Origin of the sequence: Kosakonia sp. BYX6 (assembly GCF_038449125.1) — a bacterium.
GTDB lineage: Bacteria > Pseudomonadota > Gammaproteobacteria > Enterobacterales > Enterobacteriaceae > Kosakonia > Kosakonia calanthes.
In genome coordinates, this window is record NZ_CP151800.1 from 3386202 (window position 1) to 3409116 (window position 22915).

Here is a 22915-nt window from a genome sequence, read left to right on the forward strand (position 1 = left end):
TATGAAAACAACACAATCTGTGGCGATGGTCCCGCGCGCGGGCGCGTCGTTATCGCGCGAGAGCATTCTGCTGTTGCTGCTGAAGTTGCGTACCTTTATTGCCCTGTTTTTGATCGTCGGCTTTTTTACTGCCACGGTGCCGGGCTTTCTCTCCACCGGCAGCCTGTTGATCATGATTAAACACATCGCCATCAACGCATTTTTGGCGCTCGGCATCACCTTTGTGATCATCACCGCCGGGATTGATTTGTCGATTGGCGCAACGTTGGGGCTGTGCGGCATGATCGCCGGTTGGTTGATTACCAAAGGCATTGTGCTGCCAATGTTTGGCATCGCCATTTTCCCCAGTGTCTGGGTGATTGTGCCGCTGGTGCTGCTGATAGGCGGGCTGATTGGCGCGGTAAACGGCTGGATTATTACCCGCTATAACGTCGCGCCGTTTATCTGCACCCTCGGCACCATGTATGTGCTGCGCGGCGCGGCGATGCTGACGTCCGACGGGCAAACCTTCCCGGGATTGTCCGGTAACCCATTGTTGGGCAATACCGGTTTTGACGAGATTGGCGCGGGAACGCTGTTCGGCATTCCGTGGGCCATCTGGCTGATGATCGTGCTGGCGGTGGTGATTGCTTATATCGCGCGCCGCCTGCCGTTTGGTCGTCATGTTTACGCCATCGGCGATAACGAACGCGCCGCGGAGCTTTCCGGTGTGCGGGTGAAGCAGGTGAAAATTTGGGTGTATACCCTTTCCGGCTTGTGCGCCGCGCTGGCCGGAATTGTGGTTTCCGCACAGTTATTGGCGAGCCATCCGGCCAACGGCACGGCATTCGAAATGAACGCCATCGCCGCCGTGGTGCTCGGCGGAACCTCGTTGGCTGGCGGTCGCGGAACGGTACTCGGCACGCTGATTGGTGCTTTTGTGATTGGTTTTCTCGCCGACGGCCTGGTGATGATGGGCGTCAGCGAGTTCTGGCAGATGGTGATTAAAGGCATCGTGATTATCGTCGCGGTGATCATCGATCAGATGCAAAACCGCATGCAGCAAAAAGCGGCTGTGGTGGCGCAAAAAGCGGTCATTGAGGGGAAATAACTTATCCGGCCGACAAGTTCAGCACAGCCCGGGTAGGCCTGATAAGCGAAGCGCCATCAGGCGTTCGGGTGCCGGGAATGGTGCCGGATGGCGGCTACCGCCCTATCCGGCCTACAAGTTCAGCACGGCCCAGGTAGGCCTGATAAGCGAAGCGCCATCAGGCGTTCGGGTGCCGGGAATGGTGCCGGATGGCGGCTACCGCCTTATCCGGCCTACAAGTTCAGCATGGTCCGGGTAGGCCTGATAAGCGAAGCGCCATCAGGCGTTCGGGCTCCGGGAATGGCGCCGGATGGCGGCTAACGCCTTATCCGGCCTACAAATCCGGCACGGTTTTTACCAGGCTCCGCGCGGTGGGGTAATCGGTTATCAACACATCGATATACTTGTCCTGCAACGCGCCGCGAATGGCGTTGCGTTTCTCCACGCCGCCCGCCAGCGCAATCACATGCGGACACTCGCGGATTTGCGCAAGCTCCATGCCGATAACCGGATCTTCCTCTTCGCTGAGCACCGGCTTGCCGGCCGCATCGTAATAATGCAGGCAGATATCGCCGACTGCGCCGCGCTCCGACAGCAACGTAAGCATCTTTTCGTTGTAATAGTTGCCGGAATTTTTCAGCAATTGCGACGGCTCCAGCTCGCCGATACCGACAATCGCCACATCCACTTCGGCGAACTTCGCCACCACGGCCGCCACATCCGGGCTATTCACCAGCCGCGCGCGCTCCTCGACAGAGTGCTCAATACTTTGCGACGGCAGCAACCACGATGGACACCCCAAATGCGCCGCCAATTGCTGCGTCAGAATCGTCGCCTGCACATTGCCGTTCGGCCCGACCCCGCCCAGCAACTGGATAACCCCCGCGGCGCGGACATTTTGCGGGTGCATCTCATCCACCATGCAACGGATCGTACTGCTCCAGGACGAAATCCCCACCAGGTCTTCCGGGCGCAAACGCGTTTCAACGTAATGCGCCGCCGCGCTGCCAATGGCATGTTTTATCTGCGCGTTTTCGGGGTTTTCGCCCACGTCCACCACAATCGCCTGGCGCAGGCCATACTGCTGCTCAATGGCCTTTTCCAGACCGACAAAAATATTGGTCGGCTGCACGACAGTGATCTTCACCAGCCCCTCTTTCTGGCAGCGAGTCAGCGCCCTTGAAACGAAAGATTGCGACAGATGAAGCAATGAGGCTATCTCGGACTGTTTTTTGTTTTCGTTGTAATAAAGCGTGGCAATTTTCACCAGCAACCGCTGTTCATCCTGCTTCGACATGAGCTACCCCTTTTCAGCTAACTGATATTTTATTCATAGATGAATAGATAACAAGCCAGCGCCTGCCGCCTGTCATTGCTCAAGTGTGATCCTTTTCGCCTTTCTTAACATTTACCCGCACACCGCGTAGACAAAACCTGGCACAAGGCATATGTTTACTCATGAATAATAAATCAATAGTGAATATATATTCATGACAGATATAAAGCGTTTTGCCCGGATCTCTTTTTTTCACCCTGACAGAATATTTATTCAATGCAGATTATAAATTCAAGAGGTATTTTATGAATTCGTTTTCACTCTCTGTCGATGAGCTTGAAAAGAAAGCTCGCGCGATTCGCCGGCGCATCATCGTGATGAATGCCGAAAGTCCGGCGGGCGGTCATACCGGTGCCGATCTCTCCCAAGTGGAACTGCTCACCGCCCTTTACTTCCGCATCCTGAACTGTTCGCCGCAAACCAAAGAGAGCGACGAGCGCGATATCTATATCCAGTCGAAAGGCCACGCGGTGGGCGGTTACTACTGTGTGCTGGCGGAAGCCGGGTTTATTCCCGTCGACTGGCTGTCGACTTACCAACATGCGGATTCCCACCTGCCCGGCCACCCGGTGAAACACAAAACCCCCGGCGTTGAACTCAACACCGGCGCGCTCGGGCACGGCTTGCCGGTCGCGGTCGGCATTGCGCTGGCCGCCAAACGCAACAACAGCCCGCGCCGCGTTTTTGTGGTCACCGGCGATGGCGAACTGGCGGAAGGCAGCAACTGGGAAGCCGCGCTGGTCGCCGCGCATTATCAACTCGACAATTTAATCATCATTAACGACAAAAATAGCCTGCAACTGGCGGGTTCAACCAAAGAGATCCTCAACACCGATCCGCTGGATGCGAAATGGCGCGCCTTCGGCATGCAGGTCACGGAATGTCACGGCAACGACATGGCCGATGTAGTCGCCACGCTGGAAAGCTTGCAGCCTGCGGGCAAACCGCATGTGGTCATTGCCCACACCACCAAAGGGGCGGGGGTTTCGTTTATTCAAGGTCGCCCGGAGTGGCACCACCGCGTGCCGAAAGGCGAAGAGGTCGAACTGGCGCTGGAGGAACTGAAAGATGAGTAATAGCGAACACCTGGCGACAGTGATGGTGAATGCCTTTATCGACGCGGTCGAAAACGGTGTGGATCTGGTGCCGGTAGTGGCAGATTCCACCTCCACCGCCAAAATCTCGCCCTTTATGAAAAAATTTCCCGGCCGCGTGGTCAACGTCGGTATTGCCGAACAAACGCTGGTTGGCGCCGCCGCCGGACTGGCGCTGGGCGGCAAAATCGCCGTCACCTGTAACGCGGCGCCGTTTTTGATTTCGCGCGCCAATGAGCAGATCAAAGTCGATATTTGCTACAACAACACCAACGTCAAACTGTTCGGGCTGAATGCCGGCGCCAGTTATGGCCCGCTGGCGAGCACCCATCACAGTATTGATGACATTTCAGTGCTGCGCGGTTTCGGCAATATCGAAATTTACGCCCCTTCCAGCCCGCTGGAGTGTCGGCAGATTATTGATTACGCCCTCGCCCACGTTGGCCCGGTCTATATCCGCCTCGACGGCAAAGCCCTGCCGGAACTGCATGACGAAAACTACCGCTTCGCGCCGGGGAATATTGATGTGCTGTGCGAAGGCAACGATATCGCGCTGGTGGCGATGGGATCGACGGTGCATGAAATTGTCGAGGCCGCCACACAACTGGCAGCAGAAGGTATTGACGCCACTGTTATCAGTGTACCGTCTATTCGCCCCTGTAATACATCGCAGTTACTGGCGGCCCTGCAACATCACCGCGCAGTAATCAGCGTCGAAGAACACAATATCAACGGCGGTGTCGGTAGCCTGGTGGCGGAAGTGCTGGCGGAAGCCGCGTGCGCCATTCCCTTGCGTCGGCTCGGCATTGCCGATGGTCAATACGCCATCGCCGCCGATCGCGCCGCCACCCGCGCACGCCATGAAATCGACGCGGCGGGCGTGGTGAAAAACGCCCGCGAACTGCTCACCGCGCGGCAATAACAATAAAAAAAAGAACATCTTACTGGAGAAAACACAATGTCCCGAATCCCTCAAAAATTAACCATGGCGGTGATTATCGGCAACCGGGGTTTCTTTCCCAGCTACCTGGTCGCCGAAGCGCGCGAGCAGGCGGTGGCGCTGTTCAGCCGCCTTGGCATCAACACCATTATGCTCAATGAGACACAAACCGAGCTGGGCGGGGTGGAAACCCGCCAGGACGCGAAAATCTGCGCTGAATTGTTCCGCGCGCACCGCGATGAAATCCACGGCGTCGTGGTGCTGCTGCCGAACTTTGGTGATGAAAAAGCCGTCGCCGAAACCCTGCGCCTCTCCGGGCTGAACGTGCCGGTGCTGGTGCAGGCCGAAGAGGACAATCTGGATAAAATGGGGCTGGCGACACGCCGCGACAGCTTCTGCGGCAAAATTTCCCTGTGCAATAACCTGCGCCAGTACGGCATTCCATTCACCCTCACCACCCAACATGTTTGCGCCCTGAGCGGCGAGGTGTTCGCGCGCGATCTGCAACGTTTCGAGCAGATCTGCCGCGTCGTCAGCAGCATGCGCGGCGTGCGCGTCGGCGCGATTGGCGCCCGCCCGGCCGGGTTTAACACCGTGCGCTACAGCGAAAAATTGCTCGAACGTTTGGGCATCGCAGTGGAAACGCTGGATCTCTCCGAAGTCTTTACGCGTATCAAAACCCTGCGCGATGACGATATCCGCGTCGATGAAAAACGCCGCCTGCTGGTGGATAACGCCGATGCCAGCGCCATTCCCGCCGACAAACTGGTGACCATGGCGAAACTGTTCGTGGTGCTCAGCGAATGGGTCACCGCTAACGATATCGACACCACCGCGATCCAGTGCTGGACCTCGCTGCAAGAGAATCTCGGCATCAACGTCTGTTCGATCATGAGTGTGATGTCCGGGCAATTAATGCCTTCAGCCTGCGAAGTGGATGTGATGGGCGCGCTGTCGATGTACGCGCTGGCGAGCGCCAATATGAGCCCGGCCTCGATTGCCGACTGGAACAATAATTTCGGCGACGATCGCAACAAATGTGTGCTGTTTCACTGCGGTAACTTTGCTTCTGCCAGCCTTGAATCACCCAAAATGGGCACCGCGGACATCATTGGCACCACGGTCGGGAAAGAGAACACCTGCGGCGCAGTGCATGGTCGCCTGAAAGCAGGCGCGCTCACCTATTTTCGCCTGAGCACCGACGATCTCACCGGTGAAATCAAAGCCTATGTCGGCGCAGGCCAGTCGGTGGATGATCCGCTCGATACCGTCGGCTGCCGCGCGGTTATCGCGGTGCCAAACCTGGAAAACCTGCTGGCGTGGATTTGCCGCAACGGCTTTGAGCATCACGTGGCGATGAACCATGCGGCGAGCGCCGAAATCCTGCATGAAGCCTTTAGCCGCTATCTCGGCGTTGAAACGTACCTGCATCACTAGGCCAGGAGAGATGCCATGTCCGGGATAATTATTGCGCTCGATGAAGGCACCACCAATGCCAAAGCCGTGGCGTTGGATGCGCACGGCGCGGTGGTGGCGAAGTGCTCGCGCCCGTTGAACATTCAGACACCGCGCGAAGGCTGGGTGGAACAATCCGGCGAACTGCTGCTGGACGCCTCGCTGGCGGTGCTGCGCGAGGTGATAAAAACCGTCGGTGCCGAACGCGTGGCGGCGCTGGCGATCAGCAACCAGCGCGAAACCACCCTTGGCTGGTATCGCGCCAGCGGTTTGCCGATAGGCCCAGCACTAAGCTGGCAGTGCTCCCGCACGGCGGATTTTTGCCATAACTTGCGCGAACAGGGTTTAGACGCGGCCATCAAAGCGGTAACGGGTTTGCCGATTGCGCCGCTCTTTTCCGCCTCGAAAATGCGCTGGTTGCTGGATGCCATCCCCAATGGTCAAACACTTGCGGCACACGGCGATATTTGTCTTGGCACTATTGATAGCTGGTTGCTGTGGCACTTAACCGCAGGCCAGGCGTTTTGCTGCGATGAATCCAACGCCTCGCGCACGCAGTTGTTTAATCTGCACAGCGGCGACTGGGATGACAACATGCTGCAACTGTTTGGCATTCCGCGCCGTGCTTTACCGGAAATCCGCCCGTCCAGCGGCTTGTTCGGCCACACTCGCGGGCTGAGCGGCATCCCGGACGGTATTCCGGTGCTGGCGATGATCGGCGATTCCCACGCCGCACTTTTCGCCCACGGGCTGGGCGCGGCGGGCTGCGTTAAAGCCACTTACGGCACCGGTTCGTCCGTCATGGCGCCCGTCGCCTCGGCGCAAAGTGCGGTGAAATCGCTGGCAACCACCGTAGCGTGGCACGACGGTGAGCGGCGGGTTTATGGGCTGGAGGGCAATATTCCGCACACCGGCGATGCAGTGGCGTGGATGGTGGAAAACACCGGGCTGAGTGAGCTACCTGAAACTGAGCTGGCGCAGGCGCTCAACACGCTGCCCGCGTCGGTGGAATCGACCCTCGGCGTCTATTTTGTCCCGGCGCTGACCGGGCTGGGCGCCCCCTGGTGGGATGAAGACGCGCGGGGGTTGATCCACGGTTTGAGTCGCGGCGTGAACCGGGCGCATCTGATCCGCGCGGCGCTGGAGTCGATAACCTATCAAATTGCCGATGTGGTCGTGGCTATGCGTCAACATGGTGATTTCGCGCTGCACGCGCTGATGGTTGACGGCGGGCCGACAAAAAATGACTGGTTAATGCAGTACCAGGCGGATCTGCTGGGCTGCCCGGTGCTGCGCAGCGATGTCGCGGAACTGTCCGCAATGGGCGCGGCGCTGCTGGCGCGTAAAGCATTGTTGCAGGTCGATAACACGCAACTGCGCGCTTTTTTACCGGAGCACTGCACTTTCCAGCCGGATATGGCGCGCCACGGCAGGCTACAAAAACGTTGGTTTGACTGGCAAAACGCTGTGCAGCTTGCCCGCGCCGCGAAGTGAGCATCTCCTTGTGCGGGGCGCTCGCCCCGCCCTGTTATTTCAAAAAAGCGGCGAGTTTGCGCTTCTGCTGGCCTTGCGCATCAAAGTTATCGGCGGCAAGCCAGGCGGAAATCGCCGCGTCGCGCGACGGCCATTCGCTATCGAGCAAGGATAAATAATCCGTGTCGCGGTTGCGCCCTTTGCGCACCATATGCTGGCGAAAACGCCCTTCCCAGGTGAACCCGAGACGCTCGGCGGCGCGGCGCGAAGCGGTATTCAGCGTGTCGCATTTCCACTCAATGCGGCGGTAATCACAGGCAAACGCATGGCGCAGCATCAGCCACACCGCTTCGGTTCCCAGCACGCTTTTTTTCATCCGCGGCGACCAGGTGACATGGCCAATTTCGACCGAGCCGTTTTGCACGTTATCCGCCAGCCAGGCGATTACGCCGACCGCATTGCCGCTGGCGTTGTCCACCACCGCGAAGGCCTTAACGCCGCTGTCCACCATTTTGCCGACAATCCAGCGCGCCATATCACTCAACTCTTCGGGCCGTTCGCCCGCGAGCCATGTCCAGTCGCTGTCATTTTCCGCCTGAGAAAAGGCATTGAGCAGATCATAAGTGTGATACCGGGCGTCCAGCGGTTCCAGCCGACAGTACTGCCCCTGCAATACGCCGTTCGGCAGCGGCTGAACGCCGTTCCAGTGCGGCAATAAATCGCCCACTGTTTGTGAGTAGTGATTCAGTTCCGGCACGTATTTCTCCCAGGCAAAAAAGTCGAATGCAAAAAAGATGTTTTAGCAGGACTTAAGCCAAGAATACAGTGCCAAAAATAGGGAGGATGCCAGAAACAAAAACCTTTTAAATCAGAGGACTGACCAGAAAAGGCGTCAGAATTACCTGACGCCGGGTCAATTAACGGCAAAGCGAGTCAAATTGAGTCAAAACCTGGTCAAAAATGGCCAAACCGGTCTGCACTTCTTGCGCGGTCATCGTGCAAGGAGGAACAACGTGAATGCGGTTTTCGACAATAAAACTTAACACCCCGGCCTGGGTTAAGGCCGATTTGATGGCTGCCATGTCCGCCGCCGCCACGGGCGTTTTGTTTTTGCGGTCGCTGACCAACTCCAGCGCCTGGAACATCCCGCGACCGCGCACCTCGCCAATCAGCGCGTGTTTTGCCGCCAATGCGTCCAGGCCAGGGCGCAGCACGTCATTACCGACGCTTGCCGCATTGCCGACCACATTTTCTTCTTTCATCGCATCGAGGGTGGCGACAATCGCCGCCATCGCCAGCGGATGACCGGAATAGGTCAGGCCGCCCGCGAAGAAGTGATCGTCAAAATAGCGCGAGATCGGTTCAGAAATCAGCACGCCGCCCGCCGGAACATAACCGGCGTTGACCCCTTTGGCGAAGGTGATCAGATCCGGCACGATGCCATCTTGCTCAAAGGCGAACCAGCTTCCGGTACGACCAAAACCGGCCATCACTTCATCGAGAATCAACACAATGCCAAACTCATCGGCCAGCGCGCGCACGCCCTTCATATAGCCAGTTGGCGGCACCAGAATGCCCGCTGTACCCGGAACAGATTCCAGCAAAATCGCGGCAATTGAACTCGGCCCTTCGACCTCAATCATGCGGCGTAAATGCGTCAGCGCGCGTTCGCACTCTTCGGCTTCGGTGGTGGCGTTAAATTCACTGCGGTAGAGATACGGGTTAAAAAAGTGCACATGGCCGCGTGAATATTCGTTCGGCACACGGCGCCAGTCGCCGGTGGCGGCAATCGCGCTGCCGGTGTTGCCGTGATAAGAGCGGTAAGCGGAAAAGATTTTATCGCGCCCAGTGTACAAGCGCGCCATGCGGATGGCGTTCTCGTTGGCGTCGGCGCCAGCGTTGGTGAAAAAGACTTTACTGAACCCTTCCGGAGCCAGTTCGACAATCCGTTTTGCCGCTTCGCCGCGCGCCAGGTTGGCGGTCGCCGGGGCAATCGTCACCAGATCTTCAAGCTGCGCTTTCATCGCCGCCAGCACGCGCGGATGCTGATAACCAATATTGACGTTAACCAGTTGGCTACTGAAATCGAGATACGTGTTGCCTTCGTAGTCCCACAATTCACAGCCTTTGGCCCCGGCAATCACCATTGGGTTGAGGTTGCCCTGCATCGACCATGAATGAAACACATATGACCGGTCCAGTTGACGTACATCGTCGTTCGTTATCGCCATCTCGCTCTGAAGTGCCAGTTTCATGCCCTGCTCCTCTCATGCCGTTGTTGTTGTCTGCATCATGCGGCGCGCGTTTGGGCAGCGGGTAGAGCCAGTCTTGTTAGCGCCATGTGACACCGTTGTCACAGCCTTGCTATTCAACTGGCTCTGTCTGTCACCCGGCGGCGTTTTTATAGTGAAGCCATAAACCAGCACAGGAGAAGAAAATGACCGAAGCGAAGAAAGTGGTGTTCATTACCGGCGCAACCTCCGGATTTGGCGAAGCGGCAGCGCAGGTCTTTGCCGACGCGGGCTGGGCACTGGTGCTGAGTGGGCGTCGTCTGGCGCGCCTTGAAAGCCTGAAAGAGCGGCTGCACGGGCAGGTGCCGGTGCACATTATTGAGCTGGATGTTCGCGATAAAGACGCGGTTAAAAACGCCGTCGCGGCGTTGCCCGCCGAGTTCGCCAGCATCACCACGCTTATCAATAACGCCGGGTTGGCGCTGGCGCCGCAGCCGGCGCAGAAAGTGGATCTTGAAGATTGGCAGACCATGATCGATACCAACGTCACCGGGCTGGTCAATGTGACGCACGCCCTGCTGCCGACGCTCATCAAAAAAGGCGCGGGCACGTCGATCATTAATATCGGGTCGATTGCCGGGCAGTGGCCGTACCCTGGCAGCCATGTTTATGGCGCGACCAAAGCCTTTGTGAAGCAGTTCAGCTATAACCTGCGCTGCGATTTACTCGGCACCGGCGTGCGGGTCACCGACCTCGCGCCGGGGATTGCGGAAACGGAATTCACGCTGGTGCGCACCAAAGGCGACCAGGCGGCATCCGACACGCTTTATCGCGGCACTACGCCGCTCAGCGCGCTCGATATCGCCCAGCAGATGTTTTATATCGCGACCCTGCCGGATCATATGAACATTAACCGCGTGGAAGTGATGCCGGTACGTCAGGCCTGGCAGCCGTTCGCCATCGACCGCGATTAAACCGCCAAAAAGAAAACGCCCCGACATAAATGCCGGGGCCTGGTGTTTTATTTCTTTTCCTGGGTGTCTAAAGGTCTTGCAACTTCAAACCCCGCCCGGCGCTTATCTCCGGCACTCACTCTAAGGTGGCGTTAGCTCTTCGATGGGGTGAGGCCACAATAGTCCATAAGATTGTTCCGAACAAGAGGGGGAAAGTATCAGTTTGGTGAATTTATGATGCCGATCATGCTTTACCCGCAACTGTCCCGAAGCCTTGTGATAGCTGTCACTAACGCGCCTTAAGGGGATTTTTTACGCTGTGATTTCCCATCTGATACGTCCCCTGCCCCACCACAAAGCAACGCTGTCGACATTTGCACCAATTTAACCCTCATCATAAGTGAAAATGCCGCTAAATAGCGCGAAACTGCATGATCCAGCACCCTGGCACAAAAATGGCATAGAAACATAAAACCTAACCAGTTAGTCAACAAGCAGGGGGAAGAGGATGAGCCAGGTGATGTTTGCTGAGGATCCCGCAGTGGTCGCGTTAAAACCCACCAGCGCCACGGCGCGACCCGCCATTAGCGTCAAGCAGGCGAACGTGATTTATCCGGCCGCCGACCAGCCCGTTCACGCGCTGCAAGATATCAACCTGACCATCCGCCAGGGCGAGTTTGTCTCGTTTATTGGCCCTTCCGGTTGCGGAAAAACCACGCTACTGCGCGCGATTGCCGACCTGGAACCGATCACCTCCGGCGAAGTACAAGTTAACGATATGACGCCTTCCGAAGCCCGCCAGGCGGGCGCCTACGGGTATGTGTTCCAGGCGCCGGTGCTGCTGCCATGGCGCACGGTGCTGGCGAACGTCAAATTGCCGCTGCAAATCCAGGGCGTGCCGCCGGAGCGCTGCGATGAAATCGCCCGCGAACAGCTTGCGCGCGTTGGCCTGAAAGGCTTTGAGAAAAAATACCCCTGGCAGCTTTCCGGCGGCATGCAACAGCGCGTGTCGATTGCCCGCGCGCTGGGGTTTGAACCGAAGATCCTGATGATGGATGAACCCTTCGGCGCCCTCGATGAGTTAACCCGCGACAACCTGAACCAGCAATTGCAGCAACTGTGGTTTAACGAACAGCGCACGATGGTGTTCGTTACCCACTCGATCTCGGAAGCGGTTTACCTGTCGACGAAAATCGTGGTGATGTCGCCGCGACCGGGGCGCATCATCAAAGTGATTGACTCCCCACTGGCCGCGCAGCGCGATTTGTCCATTCGCAATACCCCCGCCTTTTTACAACTGGCGCAAACAGTGCGCGACGCGCTGGTGGAGGGGCATCATGACCACTGATCGGCGTCTTTTGCAGCACGCGCTGCCTATCGGCATGGTGCTGCTGGCGGCGCTGGTGGCGTGGTATCTGCTGGCGTTTGCCCTTAACGCGCCCGGCGTGATCGACCGCGTATTGTCGCCGCGCGGCGCATGGAGCAGCCGCGATTTAGTGTTCGCCACGCTGAATGCCACCCGCCCGTTGCTGCCTGCGCCACACCAAATCGTGTTTGATATCTGGGACAGTCTGACGAAGTGGTCGCTCACTTCGCCGCGCAACCTGCTGTTGCACACCTGGGTTACCGCCAGCGCGGCGCTGACCGGTTTTGCGATGGGCGTGGTGCTGGGAATGCTGCTGGGCGTGTGCATTGTGCATTCGCGCACACTGGATAAAGCCCTGCTGCCGTGGATTGTCGCCTCGCAAACCATCCCAGTGCTGGCGATTGCGCCGATTGTGCTGATTATCCTCGGCAGTATTGGCATTACCGGCATGCTGCCGAAAGCCACGATCGCCATGTATCTGTGCTTCTTTCCGGTGACCATCGCCACCGTGCAGGGGCTGCGCTCCCCGCAAAAAATGGAGATGGAGTTAGTGCACACTTACGCTGCGCGGCGGCTGGATATCTTCTGGCTGGTGCGTCTGCCCTCTTCCCTGCCTTACCTGTTCCCGGCGTTTCGCGTGGCAATTGCCAGTGGCCTGGTCGGCACGATGGTGGCGGAATTACCGACCGGCGCGCAAGCCGGGTTAGGCGCGCGGCTACTGACCGGATCTTATTACGGCAACACTATTCAAATCTGGTCGGCGCTGGTGATGGCCTCCCTGCTGGGGCTGGCATTGACCGGGTTGGTGACACTGACGGAGCGGCTGGTGATGCGCCAGCGTAAGGGGATCTGATGAAACATACCGCGATTCCAGGCACTTTCTTACTTGTCTGCGCACTACTGCTGTTGATGCTTTCGCTGATTCAGTTAACGGCGCAAACGCCGCTTTCCGCGCCGCTTATCAGCATTAACGCGCTGTTGCTGGTGAGCACGCTGGCGGCCTGCTCCACCGCGCTGCCCCCGTTTCGTGCTGGACTGTTTGTCGCCAGCCTGCTGGTCAGCGCGCTGTGGCTGGCGTGGCAACCGCTGCATAGCCTGACATTGTGCGTCCTCGCGCTGCTGGCGGTGGTTAGCGTCCAGCGGCTGGCGCGCGCGTCCGTGCCGTCGGCGGCTGTCGCCACGCTGCTCGGCGCCTGGCTGCTGTGGTTCTGGCAAATTCTGGTGACCGGCTTTGCCGTGCCGCAGGTGATTTTGCCCGCGCCGCTCGACATTCTCGCCGCGCTGGTGGACAGCCTGCCGCTGCTGGCGGGCGATGTGCTGCAAACGGTTTTCAAATCGGTGCTGGTGGGTTATGTGCTCGGCAGTGGTTTGGGGATTGCCGTCGCCATTCTGATTGACCGCTTGCCGTTTTTGCAGCGCGGTTTGTTGCCGGTCGCCAACCTGACCAGCACCGTACCGCTGGTCGGCGTCGCGCCCATCGCGGTGATGTGGTTTGGTTTTGACTGGCCGTCAAAAGCGGCAGTGGTGGTGCTGGTAACCTTTTTCCCGGCGCTGGTCAGCACGCTCGCCGGGCTGAAAGCGAGCGGCAAACTCGAACAAGAGTTGATGTATTGCTACGCCGCTACCCCGCGCCAGCGCCTGCTGGCACTGCGTTTACCTGCCGCGATGCCGTTTATTTTTAGCGCCCTGAAAGTCAATGCCACGCTGTCGCTTATCACCGCGATTGTGGCGGAGTTTTTCGGCTCGCCCACCGCCGGGCTCGGGTTTCGCATCTCCAGCGAATCCGCGCGCATGCACATGCCGGTGGTGTGGTCGGCGATTGTGGTAGCGTCGGTCGCCGGTTCGCTGTTTTACAGCCTGCTGGTGCACCTTGATAAACGCGTCAACTTCTGGCACCCCACGCTGCGTGGGAGCGCCGTAGAAAAGTAGAAAAATGATGATTAGCTCATTAACCCGAGGAGTTCTCTAATGATAAAAAGTTTCGCTTTTCGCCGGGGGTTGTTGCTGGCGGCAATGTCGGTGCTGGCCTTTCAGGCGACAGCTGCTGAGAAAGTGACGTTGCAGCTTAAGTGGCTGCCGCAGTCGCAGTTCGCCGGTTATTACGTGGCGCAGGAGAAAGGGTTTTACAAAGACGCCGGGCTGGAGGTGACCATTAAACCCGGCGGCACAGATATTTCCCCGGTGCAGGTGATTGCCGGGAAATCCGCAGATGTGATTGTCGACTGGCTGCCGGATGCGCTGGCCTCGCGCGAAGCGGGCGTGCCACTGGTGAATATCGCCCAGGTGTATGACCGCTCCGGGATGATGCTGACCTGCAAAAAATCGAGCGGCATTAAAACACCTGCCGATTTTAAAGGTAAAACCCTCGGCGTCTGGTACGGCGGCAATGAATACCCGTTCTTTAACTGGATGAACAAGCTGAAACTCAAGCCGGGCACAGACATTACCATTTTAAAACAGGGCTTTAACGTCGACCCGCTGTTGCAGGATCAGGCGGCGTGTATTTCGACCATGAATTACAACGAGTACTGGCAGTTGATTGACGCCGGGTTGAAACAGGACGATTTGCTGAACTTCCCGTATGAGGATCAGGGCGTTTCCACGCTGGAAGATGGCTTGTATGTGCTCGGAACGGATCTGAAAGATCCGGCGTTCGTCAGCAAAATGGCGAAGTTCCTGAAAGCGTCGTTTAAAGGCTGGGATTACGCGGTGAAGCACCCGGAAGAAGCGGCGAAGATTGTTGTCGAGCAAGACGCTTCCGGTGCGGCAACGGAAGAAGTGCAAACCCGGCAGATGGAGAACGTGGCGAAGCTTATCACCCATGCCAATACGCCGAAAATCGGCTGGCTCGACCCGGCCGCTTACCGCCGCACGATTGACGTGCTGCTGCACAGCGGCGGCGATACGCCGGTTATCAAAAAAGACCCCGGCGATGACGGGATGACCCACGCGGTATGGGACGCCGCAGCGAAACTGAAGTAACCCTCGGGTGCCACGGATGGCGCTTCTTTTGCGGAGCAGTGTATGAATGACGTTTTGCTCAGCGGCGCGCTGGACGCGTCGGAAAAGGGGCGGATTCGCCAGGATAACGAAGCCATTATTTTGCCTGCCGCCGAGCAGGTGTTCGCCCGTTACGGCTTTCGCGGCGCGACGATGCAGCAAATCGCCGATGCCGCCGCGCTACCGAAAGCGAACCTGCATTACTACTTCGGCAACAAGCAAACCCTCTATTTGCGCGTGCTGGAAAATATTCTTCATGACTGGCTGTCGCCGCTCGAGGCCATCAGCGCGCGGGCCGATCCGAAAACGGCGCTCGCCGAGTATGTGGGGCGAAAAATCACCTTTAGTTTCAGCCGCCCGGCGGCCTCGAAGCTGTTTGCCAATGAGATCCTGCAAGGCGCGCAAGTGGTTCACCCGCTGTTAAAGCGCGATTTGCGCCAGTTAGTGGCGGAGAAAGCACACATTCTTGATGGCTGGATCGCCGCCGGAAAGCTGCGGACGCTGGATACCACGCACTTCTTTTTTAGCGTCTGGTCGATGACGCAAACCTATGCGGATTTTGATATCCAGATTGCCGCCGTGTCCGGTGAAGAGATGACCAGCGAAGCGGCACAAACCCGCGCCACCGCGCATGTGTTAAGCAGCGTTTGGCGGATTTGCGGGCTTGAATAGTTGGATGTCGCTGCACTTGTAGGCCGGATAAGGCGTTAGCCGCCATCCGGCAAAACACCTGATGGCGCTTCGCTTATCAGGCCTACCAAATCCGAACCGAACTGCCAATGATAATTTGCCGCTAAATATGGCAAACCTCGTCAATAATGGAGCAATCTGCACCAAAAAGAGACGATCATTGTGGTGCAAATAATCCTTTTGATCACCCAACCCTTGATTTCACCTGCCCTGCCGCCCGGCTGAATAAAATGGCACATAAATAGCATGGTTATCTTTGAAAACTTAACCATCTGGTCAGGAAATCAGGAGCCATGCATGACTACATTCGATACGCCGGGGATTTGCGCGGGCAGGCGAACAGCGGCGGAATACGCCGACGCGTTTGCCGAAAGCCACCCCGCGCTCTCTGCTGCTCAGGCGGTGATTGAAGCCGAACGCTGTTACTACTGCTTTGACGCCCCCTGCACCCGCGCTTGCCCGGCGGAAATTGATGTGCCGAGCTTTATTCAACGCATTGCCCAAGGCAACGATCGCGGCGCGGCGGAAGTGATCCTGCGCGCCAATATTCTCGGCGGCACCTGCGCCCGCGTCTGCCCGACAGAAACCTTGTGCGAACAAGACTGCGTGCGTAACGCCCAGGATGGTCGCCCGCTCAATATCGCCCTGCTCCAGCGCCACGCGACGGACAGTTTCTTCGCGCAACCGGGCAAACCGCTGTTTACCCGCTCTGCCCGCACCGGTAAACGGGTGGCGATTGTCGGCGCCGGGCCGGCGGGTTTAACCGTCGCGCACCACCTGGCGCAGGCCGGGCATGACATCGATCTGTTTGATGCCCATGAATTCGCTGGCGGGCTGAACGAATACGGCCTCGCCCGTTACAAAGTGATGGATTTTGCCGCGCAGGAAGTGGCCTGGCTGCTGTCGATTGGCGGCATCACATTGCACAGCAACATGGCGCTCGGGCAGCACCTCTCATTAGCGCAACTGCGCGAAAACTATGACGCCGTGTTCCTCGGCTTAGGGCTTGCAGGCGTTAACGCGCTCAACAGCGCCATGCCCGAACCGCAGGGTGTGCGCGAAGCGGTGGACTTTATTGCCGAACTGCGCCAGAGCCGTGACCTCAGCCAGTTGCCGATCGGCCGCGATGTGGTGGTGATCGGCGGAGGCATGACCGCCGTGGACGCCGCCGTACAGGCGAAAAAACTTGGCGCACGCAGCGTGACGCTGGTGTATCGCCGTGGCGAAGCGCAGATGAAAGCGTCCATTAAAGAGCAAATGTGGGCCAAACAGTGTGGTGTGACGCTGCGCCATTGGGCCGCGCCGCTGCGCTTTGAGCAACAAGACAACAGGCTGACCGGCGTGACGTTTACCGTCACCAACCCGAACACCGACGAGAGCGGTGAAATCTTTACGCTGGCAGCGGATATGGTGCTGAAAGCGATTGGTCAGCGCTTTGATGCAGAGCCTACACCGGGCATACAGCTTGAAGACGGGCGAATCGCCACCGATTGTGATGGTCGCACCTCACTGCCCGGCGTCTGGGCCGGGGGCGATTGCTGCGCAGGCGGGCTGGATCTGACGGTTGATGCGGTGAAACAGGGCAAAGCCGCAGCCCGTTCTATGGCGCTCTCGCTGGCAATTTCCCAGGCCGCCAATGCCACCCTTTTTCAGGAGTCTTCCCATGGCTAGTCTGCACGCGAATTTTTTGGGCATTGAAAGCCCGAACCCTTTTTGGCTGGCGTCTGCGCCGCCCACCGACAAAGAGTACAACGTTGAGCGCGCTTTCCAGGCGGGCTGGGGCGGCGTGGTGTGGAAAACCCTCGGTATCGACCCGCATGTGGTGAATGTCAGCGGACCGCGTTACAGCACCTTGCGCGGCACCGATCGTCGCGTCCTCGGGCTGAACAACATTGAACTGATCACCGACCGGTCGCTGGCCATCAACCTGGAGGAGATCGCCCGTATTAAGCAGCGCTGGCCGGATCGCGCCGTGGTGGTGTCGATCATGGTGCCGTGCGAAGAAGCGGCGTGGAAAGGGATCCTGCCGCAGGTGGAAGCCACCGGTGCAGACGGTATTGAACTGAATTTCGGCTGCCCGCACGGCATGAGCGAACGCGGCATGGGCGCAGCGGTCGGCCAGGTGCCCGAGTACATCGAACAGGTCACCCGCTGGTGCAAGCAGTATTGCCGCCTGCCGGTGATCGTCAAATTGACGCCCAATATCACCGATATTCGCTACCCGGCGCGCGCCGCTCGGGCGGGCGGCGCTGATGCGGTATCGCTGATTAACACCATCAATTCGGTGATGGGCGTCGATCTCGACCAAATGGTCATGACGCCGCACACCGGTAACCAGGGTTCTCACGGCGGTTATTGCGGCCCGGCAGTGAAACCGATCGCGCTGAATATGGTGTCGGAAATTGGCCGCGACGCCGCCACGCGCGGGCTGCCGATTTCCGGCATTGGCGGCATTTCCACCTGGCGCGACGCGGCGGAATTTATTGCGCTGGGCTGCGGCAATGTGCAGGTCTGTACCGCGGTGATGGTGCATGGCTTCCAGATTGTGCGCGACATGATCAGTGGTCTTGAAAACTACATGGATCAGAAAGGCTTTCACACGCTGGAGGACTTTCGCGGCATGGCGCTGGGCAGCGTGACCGACTGGCGCTACCTCAACCTGAATCACGTCGACAAAGCGGTGATTGACCAGGAAAGCTGCATTAAGTGCGGGCGCTGCCATCTGGTGTGCGAAGACACTTCGCACCAGGCCATTACCACCGAAAAAGCGGGCGTACGCCACTTTGAAGTGCGCGAAGAAGATTGCGTCGGCTGCAACCTCTGCGCCTCAATCTGCCCAGTGGAAAACTGTATTTCCCTGCGCCAGGTGCAACCAGGCGACATCGACAAACGCACCGGCCAGATGGTTTCCGCCCAGTATGCCAACTGGACCACCCACCCGAATAACCCGCTGGCGACCACCGCCTGAAATGATGAAGGAGAAGAGCATGCGTAATCTGTTGATTAAAGGCGGCACGGTCGTCAACGCCGACCACCAGCGCACCGCCGATGTGCTGTGCGTGGATGGCGTGATCGCCGCCGTCGGCGATTCCTCTCTGTGGGAATTACCCTCGATGACCGAAACCGTGGATGCGGGCGGGTTGTATGTGATGCCCGGCGGCATCGACCCGCATACCCATATGAATTTCCCATTTATGGGCACCACCACGGTGGATGATTTTTACAGCGGCACTGCCGCGGCGCTGGCGGGCGGCACCACGACAATCATTGATTTTGTGATTCCTAACCCGCAGCAGCCGCTGATGGAAGCATACCGCCAGTGGCGCGGCTGGGCGGAGAAAGCGGCGGCGGATTACAGCTTCCACGTGGCGATCACCTGGTGGGATGAAAGCGTACGCGAGGACATGGGCACGCTGGTGTCGCAAGAAGGCGTGAACAGCTTCAAACATTTTATGGCCTACAAGAACGCCATCATGTGCGATGACGAAACCCTGATGAACAGTTTCCGCCGCTGCCTGGAGCTGGGCGCGATGCCGACCGTGCATGCGGAAAACGGCGAAATGGTGTACCTGCTGCAACAGGAGATGCTGAAACAGGGCATTACCGGCCCGGAAGCGCACCCGCTTTCGCGCCCGCCGGAAGTGGAAGGTGAAGCCGCCAACCGCGCGATCACCGTCGCCAGCATTATGGGCGTACCGATTTACGTGGTGCATGTCTCTTGCCGCGAATCTGCCGAGGCTATCGCGCGCGCTCGCGGGCGCGGGCAGCGGGTGTATGGCGAAGTGCTGGCCGGGCATTTAGTGGTGGATGACAGCGTCTATCGCCACCCGGATTTTGGTTTTGCCGCCGCGCATGTGATGAGCCCGCCGTTTCGCGATAAATCCCACCAGGCCGCGCTGTGGCACGGTTTGCAATCCGGTCAGTTACACACCACCGCCACCGATCACTGCACCTTTTGCGCCAACCAGAAAGCCGCGGGTTTGGATAACTTCATCAAGATCCCCAACGGCTGCGGCGGTGTCGAGGAGCGCATGGCGGTGCTGTGGGATGCGGGCGTTAACAGCGGTCGCCTGACGCCAAGCGAATTTGTCGCCATCACATCCGCCAACACTGCGCGGTTATTCAATATTTACCCGCGCAAAGGCTGCATCGCGCCAGGCGCGGATGCAGACCTGGTGCTGTGGGATCCGCAAGGCAGCAAAACGCTTTCTGCCCGCACGCACCACTCGCGCAATGACTTCAATATTTTCGAAGGCCGCGTAGTGACGGGCATTCCAGCTTATACCGTCAGCCAGGGCGTGGTGGTGTATGCCGACGGGGAATTGCGCGCCCGCGAAGGTGCCGGGCGCTATATCAAACGTCCGGCGTTTGGCCCGGATTTCAGCGCGGCGGCTGCCTGGGAGCGCCAGCGCGCACCGCAGGCGGTGGTTCGTTAATCTTATTCCGTGAGGAGGAATAGCATGAGCAGCGAAGTGATTTCCGCAACACAACGGGGTGTCGATATCGGTGATTTGCGTATTAACGGTGAGCGGCTATGGCAGTCGCTGATGGATCTGGCGCAAATCGGCGCGACGCCAAAGGGCGGCTGTTGTCGCCTGACGCTAACCGATCTTGACCGCCAGGGCCGCGATTTGGTGGTGAGCTGGGGCAAAGAAGCCGGGTTAACGGTGGACGTGGATCAAATCGGCAATGTTTTTATGCGCCGCGCCGGGCGCAATAACGCGCTGCCGCCGATTGTCGCGGGCAGCCATATCGACACGCAGCCAACTGGCGGGAAATTCGACGGCAATTTTGGCGTGCTCTCGGCGCTGGAAGTGATCCGCACGCTAAACGATAACGGCGTGGAAACGGACGCGCCGGTCGAAATGGTGTTCTGGACCAATGAAGAGGGGTCGCGCTTTGTGCCAGTGATGATGGGTTCAGGCGTGTTCGCCGGGATTTTCCCGCTGGAAGTGGCGTATGCGGCGACCGATACCGCAGGCAAAACCGTGGCGCAGGAACTGCATAAGATTGGTTACGCAGGCGAGAACATTCCCGGCCAGCACCCGATTGGCGCCTATTTCGAAGCGCATATCGAACAGGGGCCGATTCTCGAAGAGCGCAATGTCGATATCGGCGTGGTGCAGGCGGTGCTCGGCATTCGCTGGTATGACTGCACGGTGACCGGCATGGAGTCGCACGCTGGCCCAACGCCAATGGCGATGCGCCAGGATGCATTACAAGTTGCGACGCGCATTATGCAGCAGGTGATCACGATTGCCGATCAGTTCGCTCCGCATGGGCGCGGCACGGTCGGCATGGTGCAGGTGCACCCGAACAGCCGCAATGTGGTACCGGGCAGCGTGACGTTCTCTATCGATTTTCGCAATATGACCGATGCTGAAGTGGACGAGATGGATGCCGCGCTAAAGGCGTTTATCGCGCAGACCGCGCAAGAAACCGGCCTCGGTATTGCGCTCAAACAAGTGTCGCACTACCCCGCCGCACCGTTTCATGCCGAGTGTAAAGCGGCGGTACGCCGTGCCGCGCAACATTTGGGTTATTCGGAAATGGATATTGTCTCCGGCGCCGGGCATGACGCGGTGTATATGAGCATGCTCGCGCCGACCGGCATGATCTTCATTCCCTGCAAAGACGGCATCAGCCATAACGAGGTTGAATATTCTTCACCGGAACAAGTTACAGCAGGGGCAAATGTGCTGTTACACGCGATGCTGGAACACGCCGGTGTTTGCGCCCGCCACGCCTGATTTTTTGCCCGTCATAACCCGGTTAGACGTAATCGGGTTATTTTTTGCCTCAGTTGCCTGAAAATAGCGCAATGCGCCATTATTCCGCCATTCGGAATTTGACTTAAATTCTTCAGAAGTTTACAAAAGATACTGCCTTCCCTAAGTCCGACTTGCGTCTTTCCCGTTTTCGTCCAGGCTTCCATTTTATCCCGCTGGAAGAGTGGCTGGGATTACCCGGTTCAGGTCAGCGCGCCACCGGCTTTTTTAGATTTGCAGGCATCTGTAAGTGGAGTATCGAATGTTCTCTTTTGTCGCCCGCCAGGCGATTTTTGATGCAAATATGAACACAGTCGGTTACGAGTTGTTGTTCAGAGACAGTATGACGAACCGTTTTCCCGACGTTACGCCGGAATACGCCACCGCACAGATCATTGTGGAACAATTTCTTGGCGCGCCGCTCGGTCGACTGAAAGAGTACAGCGCGATTTTCGTTAACTTCCCCTATGAATTACTGGTGCAGGGCATGGCGGAGACGTTGCCGAAAGATCGCGTGATTGTGGAAATTCTCGAAACGGCTGAACCCACTCCCCTGCTGCTGAAAACCGTTAAAAAGCTCTCTGCGCACGGTTTTCGTATCGCGCTGGATGACTTCGCGCTGGGCGATACCTGGAACGCATTCCTGCCCTATATCAACATCATCAAATTCGACGTGCGCAACAACTCGCCGCAAGAGATTAGCGGCTATATCAATGACAAAGCGCATCTGCTGAAAGACACGGTGTTTTTGGCTGAAAAAGTGGAAACGCAGGAAGAGTACGAATGCTACAAAAATATGGGCTGCACGCTGTTTCAGGGGCATTTGTTCAGTAAACCGGTGATCCACGCGGGGAATAAGCTGATCCAGAACCAGGAGATCACCTTAAAGCTGATGAAAGAGGTGAATGCCGATTCACCGGACTTTGGCAAGATTGAAGCCCTGTTAAAACAAGATCTTGCGCTGTCATTTAAGATCATGCGTTACGCGCAAAACATTGTGTTTAACGCGCGCGGCATCAAGAATTTCCGCAGCCAATCGCTGAAAGACATTATTTTTTATCTCGGTGCCAACGAGTTGCGCCGCTTCGTGCTGGTCTCCTGCCTGACATCGGTGAACAAAGAGACCACGGATGAGATTTACCGGCAAAGTTTGATCCGCGCGAAGTTCTGCGAACTGGCGTCGTCGCACTCCATCAGCCGCCACTCGGCGGATGACGCATTTATCGTTGGGCTGTTTTCGCAACTGGACGGCATTTTTGAAATGCCGATGGCCGATTTGATCGGGCAAATCGATATTTCCGTCAGCGTGATGATGGCGCTAAAAGAGAAAAAAGGCCCGCTCTACCCCTATTTACGGCTGGTTGAGCTGTATGAAAAGCACCAATGGGAAGAGGTCAGCGCGCTCGGCCACCGCCTTGGCTTTAATCGCAGCCACGTTGCGGAACTGATCAAAGCCGCCACCAAATGGACTAACGATATTCCCGCGAACGGGGTGTGATCCCCGCTCTGCTCCTCCCGTCGATTTTAGTTCCCGCGCCAA

Annotated in this window: 19 protein-coding genes; 16 read left to right on the plus strand and 3 right to left on the minus strand. The window is 57.9% G+C overall.

Annotated features, from left to right (window positions below; genetic code table 11):
• Position 1 precedes the first annotated feature (1 nt).
• On the plus strand, positions 2-1090 hold the full coding sequence (locus AAEY27_RS15925; protein ID WP_342321686.1) for an ABC transporter permease: 1089 nt from the start codon (positions 2-4) through the stop codon (positions 1088-1090).
• 313 nt (positions 1091-1403) lie between these two features.
• On the opposite strand, the gene AAEY27_RS15930 is transcribed toward AAEY27_RS15925, so the two are convergent.
• Positions 1404-2366 carry a sugar-binding transcriptional regulator gene (locus AAEY27_RS15930; protein ID WP_342321687.1) on the minus strand — a complete coding sequence of 321 codons (963 nt, stop codon included), beginning with the start codon at positions 2364-2366 and terminating at the stop codon, positions 1404-1406.
• 284 nt (positions 2367-2650) lie between these two features.
• On the opposite strand from AAEY27_RS15930, the gene AAEY27_RS15935 reads away from it, so the two are divergent.
• From AAEY27_RS15935 to AAEY27_RS15950, 4 genes are read left to right on the plus strand one after another with little or no spacing between them, the layout of a single operon-like run.
• Positions 2651-3481 (plus strand): transketolase, encoded by an 831-nt coding sequence (locus AAEY27_RS15935; protein ID WP_342321689.1) that lies wholly within the window; start codon positions 2651-2653, stop codon positions 3479-3481.
• On the plus strand, positions 3474-4421 hold the full coding sequence (locus AAEY27_RS15940; protein WP_342321690.1) for a transketolase family protein: 948 nt from the start codon (positions 3474-3476) through the stop codon (positions 4419-4421). The genes AAEY27_RS15935 and AAEY27_RS15940 overlap by 8 nt, the downstream gene beginning before the upstream one ends.
• A gap of 36 nt (positions 4422-4457) precedes the next feature.
• Positions 4458-5876 carry an L-fucose/L-arabinose isomerase family protein gene (locus AAEY27_RS15945; RefSeq protein ID WP_342321692.1) on the plus strand — a complete coding sequence of 473 codons (1419 nt, stop codon included), beginning with the start codon at positions 4458-4460 and terminating at the stop codon, positions 5874-5876.
• A 15-nt stretch (positions 5877-5891) separates the two neighbouring features.
• Complete coding sequence (locus AAEY27_RS15950; protein WP_342321693.1) at positions 5892-7388, plus strand: FGGY family carbohydrate kinase; 1497 nt, start codon at positions 5892-5894, stop codon at positions 7386-7388.
• A gap of 34 nt (positions 7389-7422) precedes the next feature.
• Here AAEY27_RS15950 and AAEY27_RS15955 read toward each other — a convergent pair whose 3' ends face one another.
• Together AAEY27_RS15955 and AAEY27_RS15960 are read right to left on the minus strand one after the other, a co-directional pair.
• Complete coding sequence (locus AAEY27_RS15955; RefSeq protein ID WP_342321694.1) at positions 7423-8124, minus strand: GNAT family N-acetyltransferase; 702 nt, start codon at positions 8122-8124, stop codon at positions 7423-7425.
• Positions 8125-8284: 160 nt separating this feature from the next.
• Entirely contained in the window at positions 8285-9622 is a 1338-nt protein-coding gene (locus AAEY27_RS15960) for an aspartate aminotransferase family protein (protein WP_342321696.1), read from the minus strand.
• A 182-nt stretch (positions 9623-9804) separates the two neighbouring features.
• On the opposite strand from AAEY27_RS15960, the gene AAEY27_RS15965 reads away from it, so the two are divergent.
• The 11 genes from AAEY27_RS15965 (at position 9805) to AAEY27_RS16015 (ending at position 22873) form a co-directional block, all read left to right on the plus strand.
• Positions 9805-10572 carry an SDR family NAD(P)-dependent oxidoreductase gene (locus tag AAEY27_RS15965; protein ID WP_342321697.1) on the plus strand — a complete coding sequence of 256 codons (768 nt, stop codon included), beginning with the start codon at positions 9805-9807 and terminating at the stop codon, positions 10570-10572.
• A gap of 487 nt (positions 10573-11059) precedes the next feature.
• A complete protein-coding gene (locus AAEY27_RS15970) occupies positions 11060-11899 on the plus strand; it encodes an ABC transporter ATP-binding protein (protein ID WP_342321698.1) in 840 nt (279 codons plus the stop codon).
• A complete protein-coding gene (locus AAEY27_RS15975) occupies positions 11889-12770 on the plus strand; it encodes an ABC transporter permease (RefSeq protein ID WP_342321700.1) in 882 nt (293 codons plus the stop codon). Before AAEY27_RS15970 ends, AAEY27_RS15975 begins: the two co-directional genes overlap by 11 nt.
• Positions 12770-13846: an ABC transporter permease gene (locus tag AAEY27_RS15980; protein WP_342321702.1), complete on the plus strand. Its 1077-nt coding sequence runs from the start codon at positions 12770-12772 to the stop codon at positions 13844-13846. Before AAEY27_RS15975 ends, AAEY27_RS15980 begins: the two co-directional genes overlap by 1 nt.
• Before the next feature lie 39 nt (positions 13847-13885).
• Positions 13886-14899: an ABC transporter substrate-binding protein gene (locus AAEY27_RS15985; RefSeq protein WP_342321704.1), complete on the plus strand. Its 1014-nt coding sequence runs from the start codon at positions 13886-13888 to the stop codon at positions 14897-14899.
• 42 nt (positions 14900-14941) lie between these two features.
• Complete coding sequence (locus AAEY27_RS15990) at positions 14942-15589, plus strand: TetR family transcriptional regulator C-terminal domain-containing protein (protein ID WP_342321705.1); 648 nt, start codon at positions 14942-14944, stop codon at positions 15587-15589.
• Between the two features lie 315 nt (positions 15590-15904).
• Positions 15905-17278 carry an NAD(P)-dependent oxidoreductase gene (locus AAEY27_RS15995; protein ID WP_342321707.1) on the plus strand — a complete coding sequence of 458 codons (1374 nt, stop codon included), beginning with the start codon at positions 15905-15907 and terminating at the stop codon, positions 17276-17278.
• Entirely contained in the window at positions 17271-18575 is a 1305-nt protein-coding gene (gene preA / locus AAEY27_RS16000) for an NAD-dependent dihydropyrimidine dehydrogenase subunit PreA (RefSeq protein WP_342321708.1), read from the plus strand. Before AAEY27_RS15995 ends, preA begins: the two co-directional genes overlap by 8 nt.
• 19 nt (positions 18576-18594) lie before the next feature.
• Entirely contained in the window at positions 18595-20043 is a 1449-nt protein-coding gene (gene hydA, locus AAEY27_RS16005) for a dihydropyrimidinase (protein WP_342321710.1), read from the plus strand.
• Between the two features lie 24 nt (positions 20044-20067).
• Positions 20068-21357 (plus strand): Zn-dependent hydrolase, encoded by a 1290-nt coding sequence (locus tag AAEY27_RS16010; RefSeq protein ID WP_342321711.1) that lies wholly within the window; start codon positions 20068-20070, stop codon positions 21355-21357.
• Positions 21358-21637: 280 nt separating this feature from the next.
• Positions 21638-22873, plus strand: a complete 1236-nt coding sequence (locus AAEY27_RS16015) for an EAL and HDOD domain-containing protein (RefSeq protein ID WP_342321712.1) — start codon at positions 21638-21640, stop codon at positions 22871-22873.
• The last annotated feature ends 42 nt before the right edge of the window (positions 22874-22915 follow it).

What these genes read in the sequence shown, in the direction of transcription:
- AAEY27_RS15925 (WP_342321686.1), top strand. Translation starts at nt 2, where the DNA reads ATGAAAACAACACAATCTGTGGCGATGGTCCCGCGCGCGGGCGCGTCG.
- AAEY27_RS15930 (WP_342321687.1), bottom strand. Translation starts at nt 2,366, where the DNA reads ATGTCGAAGCAGGATGAACAGCGGTTGCTGGTGAAAATTGCCACGCTT.
- AAEY27_RS15935 (WP_342321689.1), top strand. Translation starts at nt 2,651, where the DNA reads ATGAATTCGTTTTCACTCTCTGTCGATGAGCTTGAAAAGAAAGCTCGC.
- AAEY27_RS15940 (WP_342321690.1), top strand. Translation starts at nt 3,474, where the DNA reads ATGAGTAATAGCGAACACCTGGCGACAGTGATGGTGAATGCCTTTATC.
- AAEY27_RS15945 (WP_342321692.1), top strand. Translation starts at nt 4,458, where the DNA reads ATGTCCCGAATCCCTCAAAAATTAACCATGGCGGTGATTATCGGCAAC.
- AAEY27_RS15950 (WP_342321693.1), top strand. Translation starts at nt 5,892, where the DNA reads ATGTCCGGGATAATTATTGCGCTCGATGAAGGCACCACCAATGCCAAA.
- AAEY27_RS15960 (WP_342321696.1), bottom strand. Translation starts at nt 9,622, where the DNA reads ATGAAACTGGCACTTCAGAGCGAGATGGCGATAACGAACGACGATGTA.
- AAEY27_RS15965 (WP_342321697.1), top strand. Translation starts at nt 9,805, where the DNA reads ATGACCGAAGCGAAGAAAGTGGTGTTCATTACCGGCGCAACCTCCGGA.
- AAEY27_RS15970 (WP_342321698.1), top strand. Translation starts at nt 11,060, where the DNA reads ATGAGCCAGGTGATGTTTGCTGAGGATCCCGCAGTGGTCGCGTTAAAA.
- AAEY27_RS15975 (WP_342321700.1), top strand. Translation starts at nt 11,889, where the DNA reads ATGACCACTGATCGGCGTCTTTTGCAGCACGCGCTGCCTATCGGCATG.
- AAEY27_RS15980 (WP_342321702.1), top strand. Translation starts at nt 12,770, where the DNA reads ATGAAACATACCGCGATTCCAGGCACTTTCTTACTTGTCTGCGCACTA.
- AAEY27_RS15985 (WP_342321704.1), top strand. Translation starts at nt 13,886, where the DNA reads ATGATAAAAAGTTTCGCTTTTCGCCGGGGGTTGTTGCTGGCGGCAATG.
- AAEY27_RS15990 (WP_342321705.1), top strand. Translation starts at nt 14,942, where the DNA reads ATGAATGACGTTTTGCTCAGCGGCGCGCTGGACGCGTCGGAAAAGGGG.
- AAEY27_RS15995 (WP_342321707.1), top strand. Translation starts at nt 15,905, where the DNA reads ATGACTACATTCGATACGCCGGGGATTTGCGCGGGCAGGCGAACAGCG.
- preA (WP_342321708.1), top strand. Translation starts at nt 17,271, where the DNA reads ATGGCTAGTCTGCACGCGAATTTTTTGGGCATTGAAAGCCCGAACCCT.
- hydA (WP_342321710.1), top strand. Translation starts at nt 18,595, where the DNA reads ATGCGTAATCTGTTGATTAAAGGCGGCACGGTCGTCAACGCCGACCAC.
- AAEY27_RS16010 (WP_342321711.1), top strand. Translation starts at nt 20,068, where the DNA reads ATGAGCAGCGAAGTGATTTCCGCAACACAACGGGGTGTCGATATCGGT.
- AAEY27_RS16015 (WP_342321712.1), top strand. Translation starts at nt 21,638, where the DNA reads ATGTTCTCTTTTGTCGCCCGCCAGGCGATTTTTGATGCAAATATGAAC.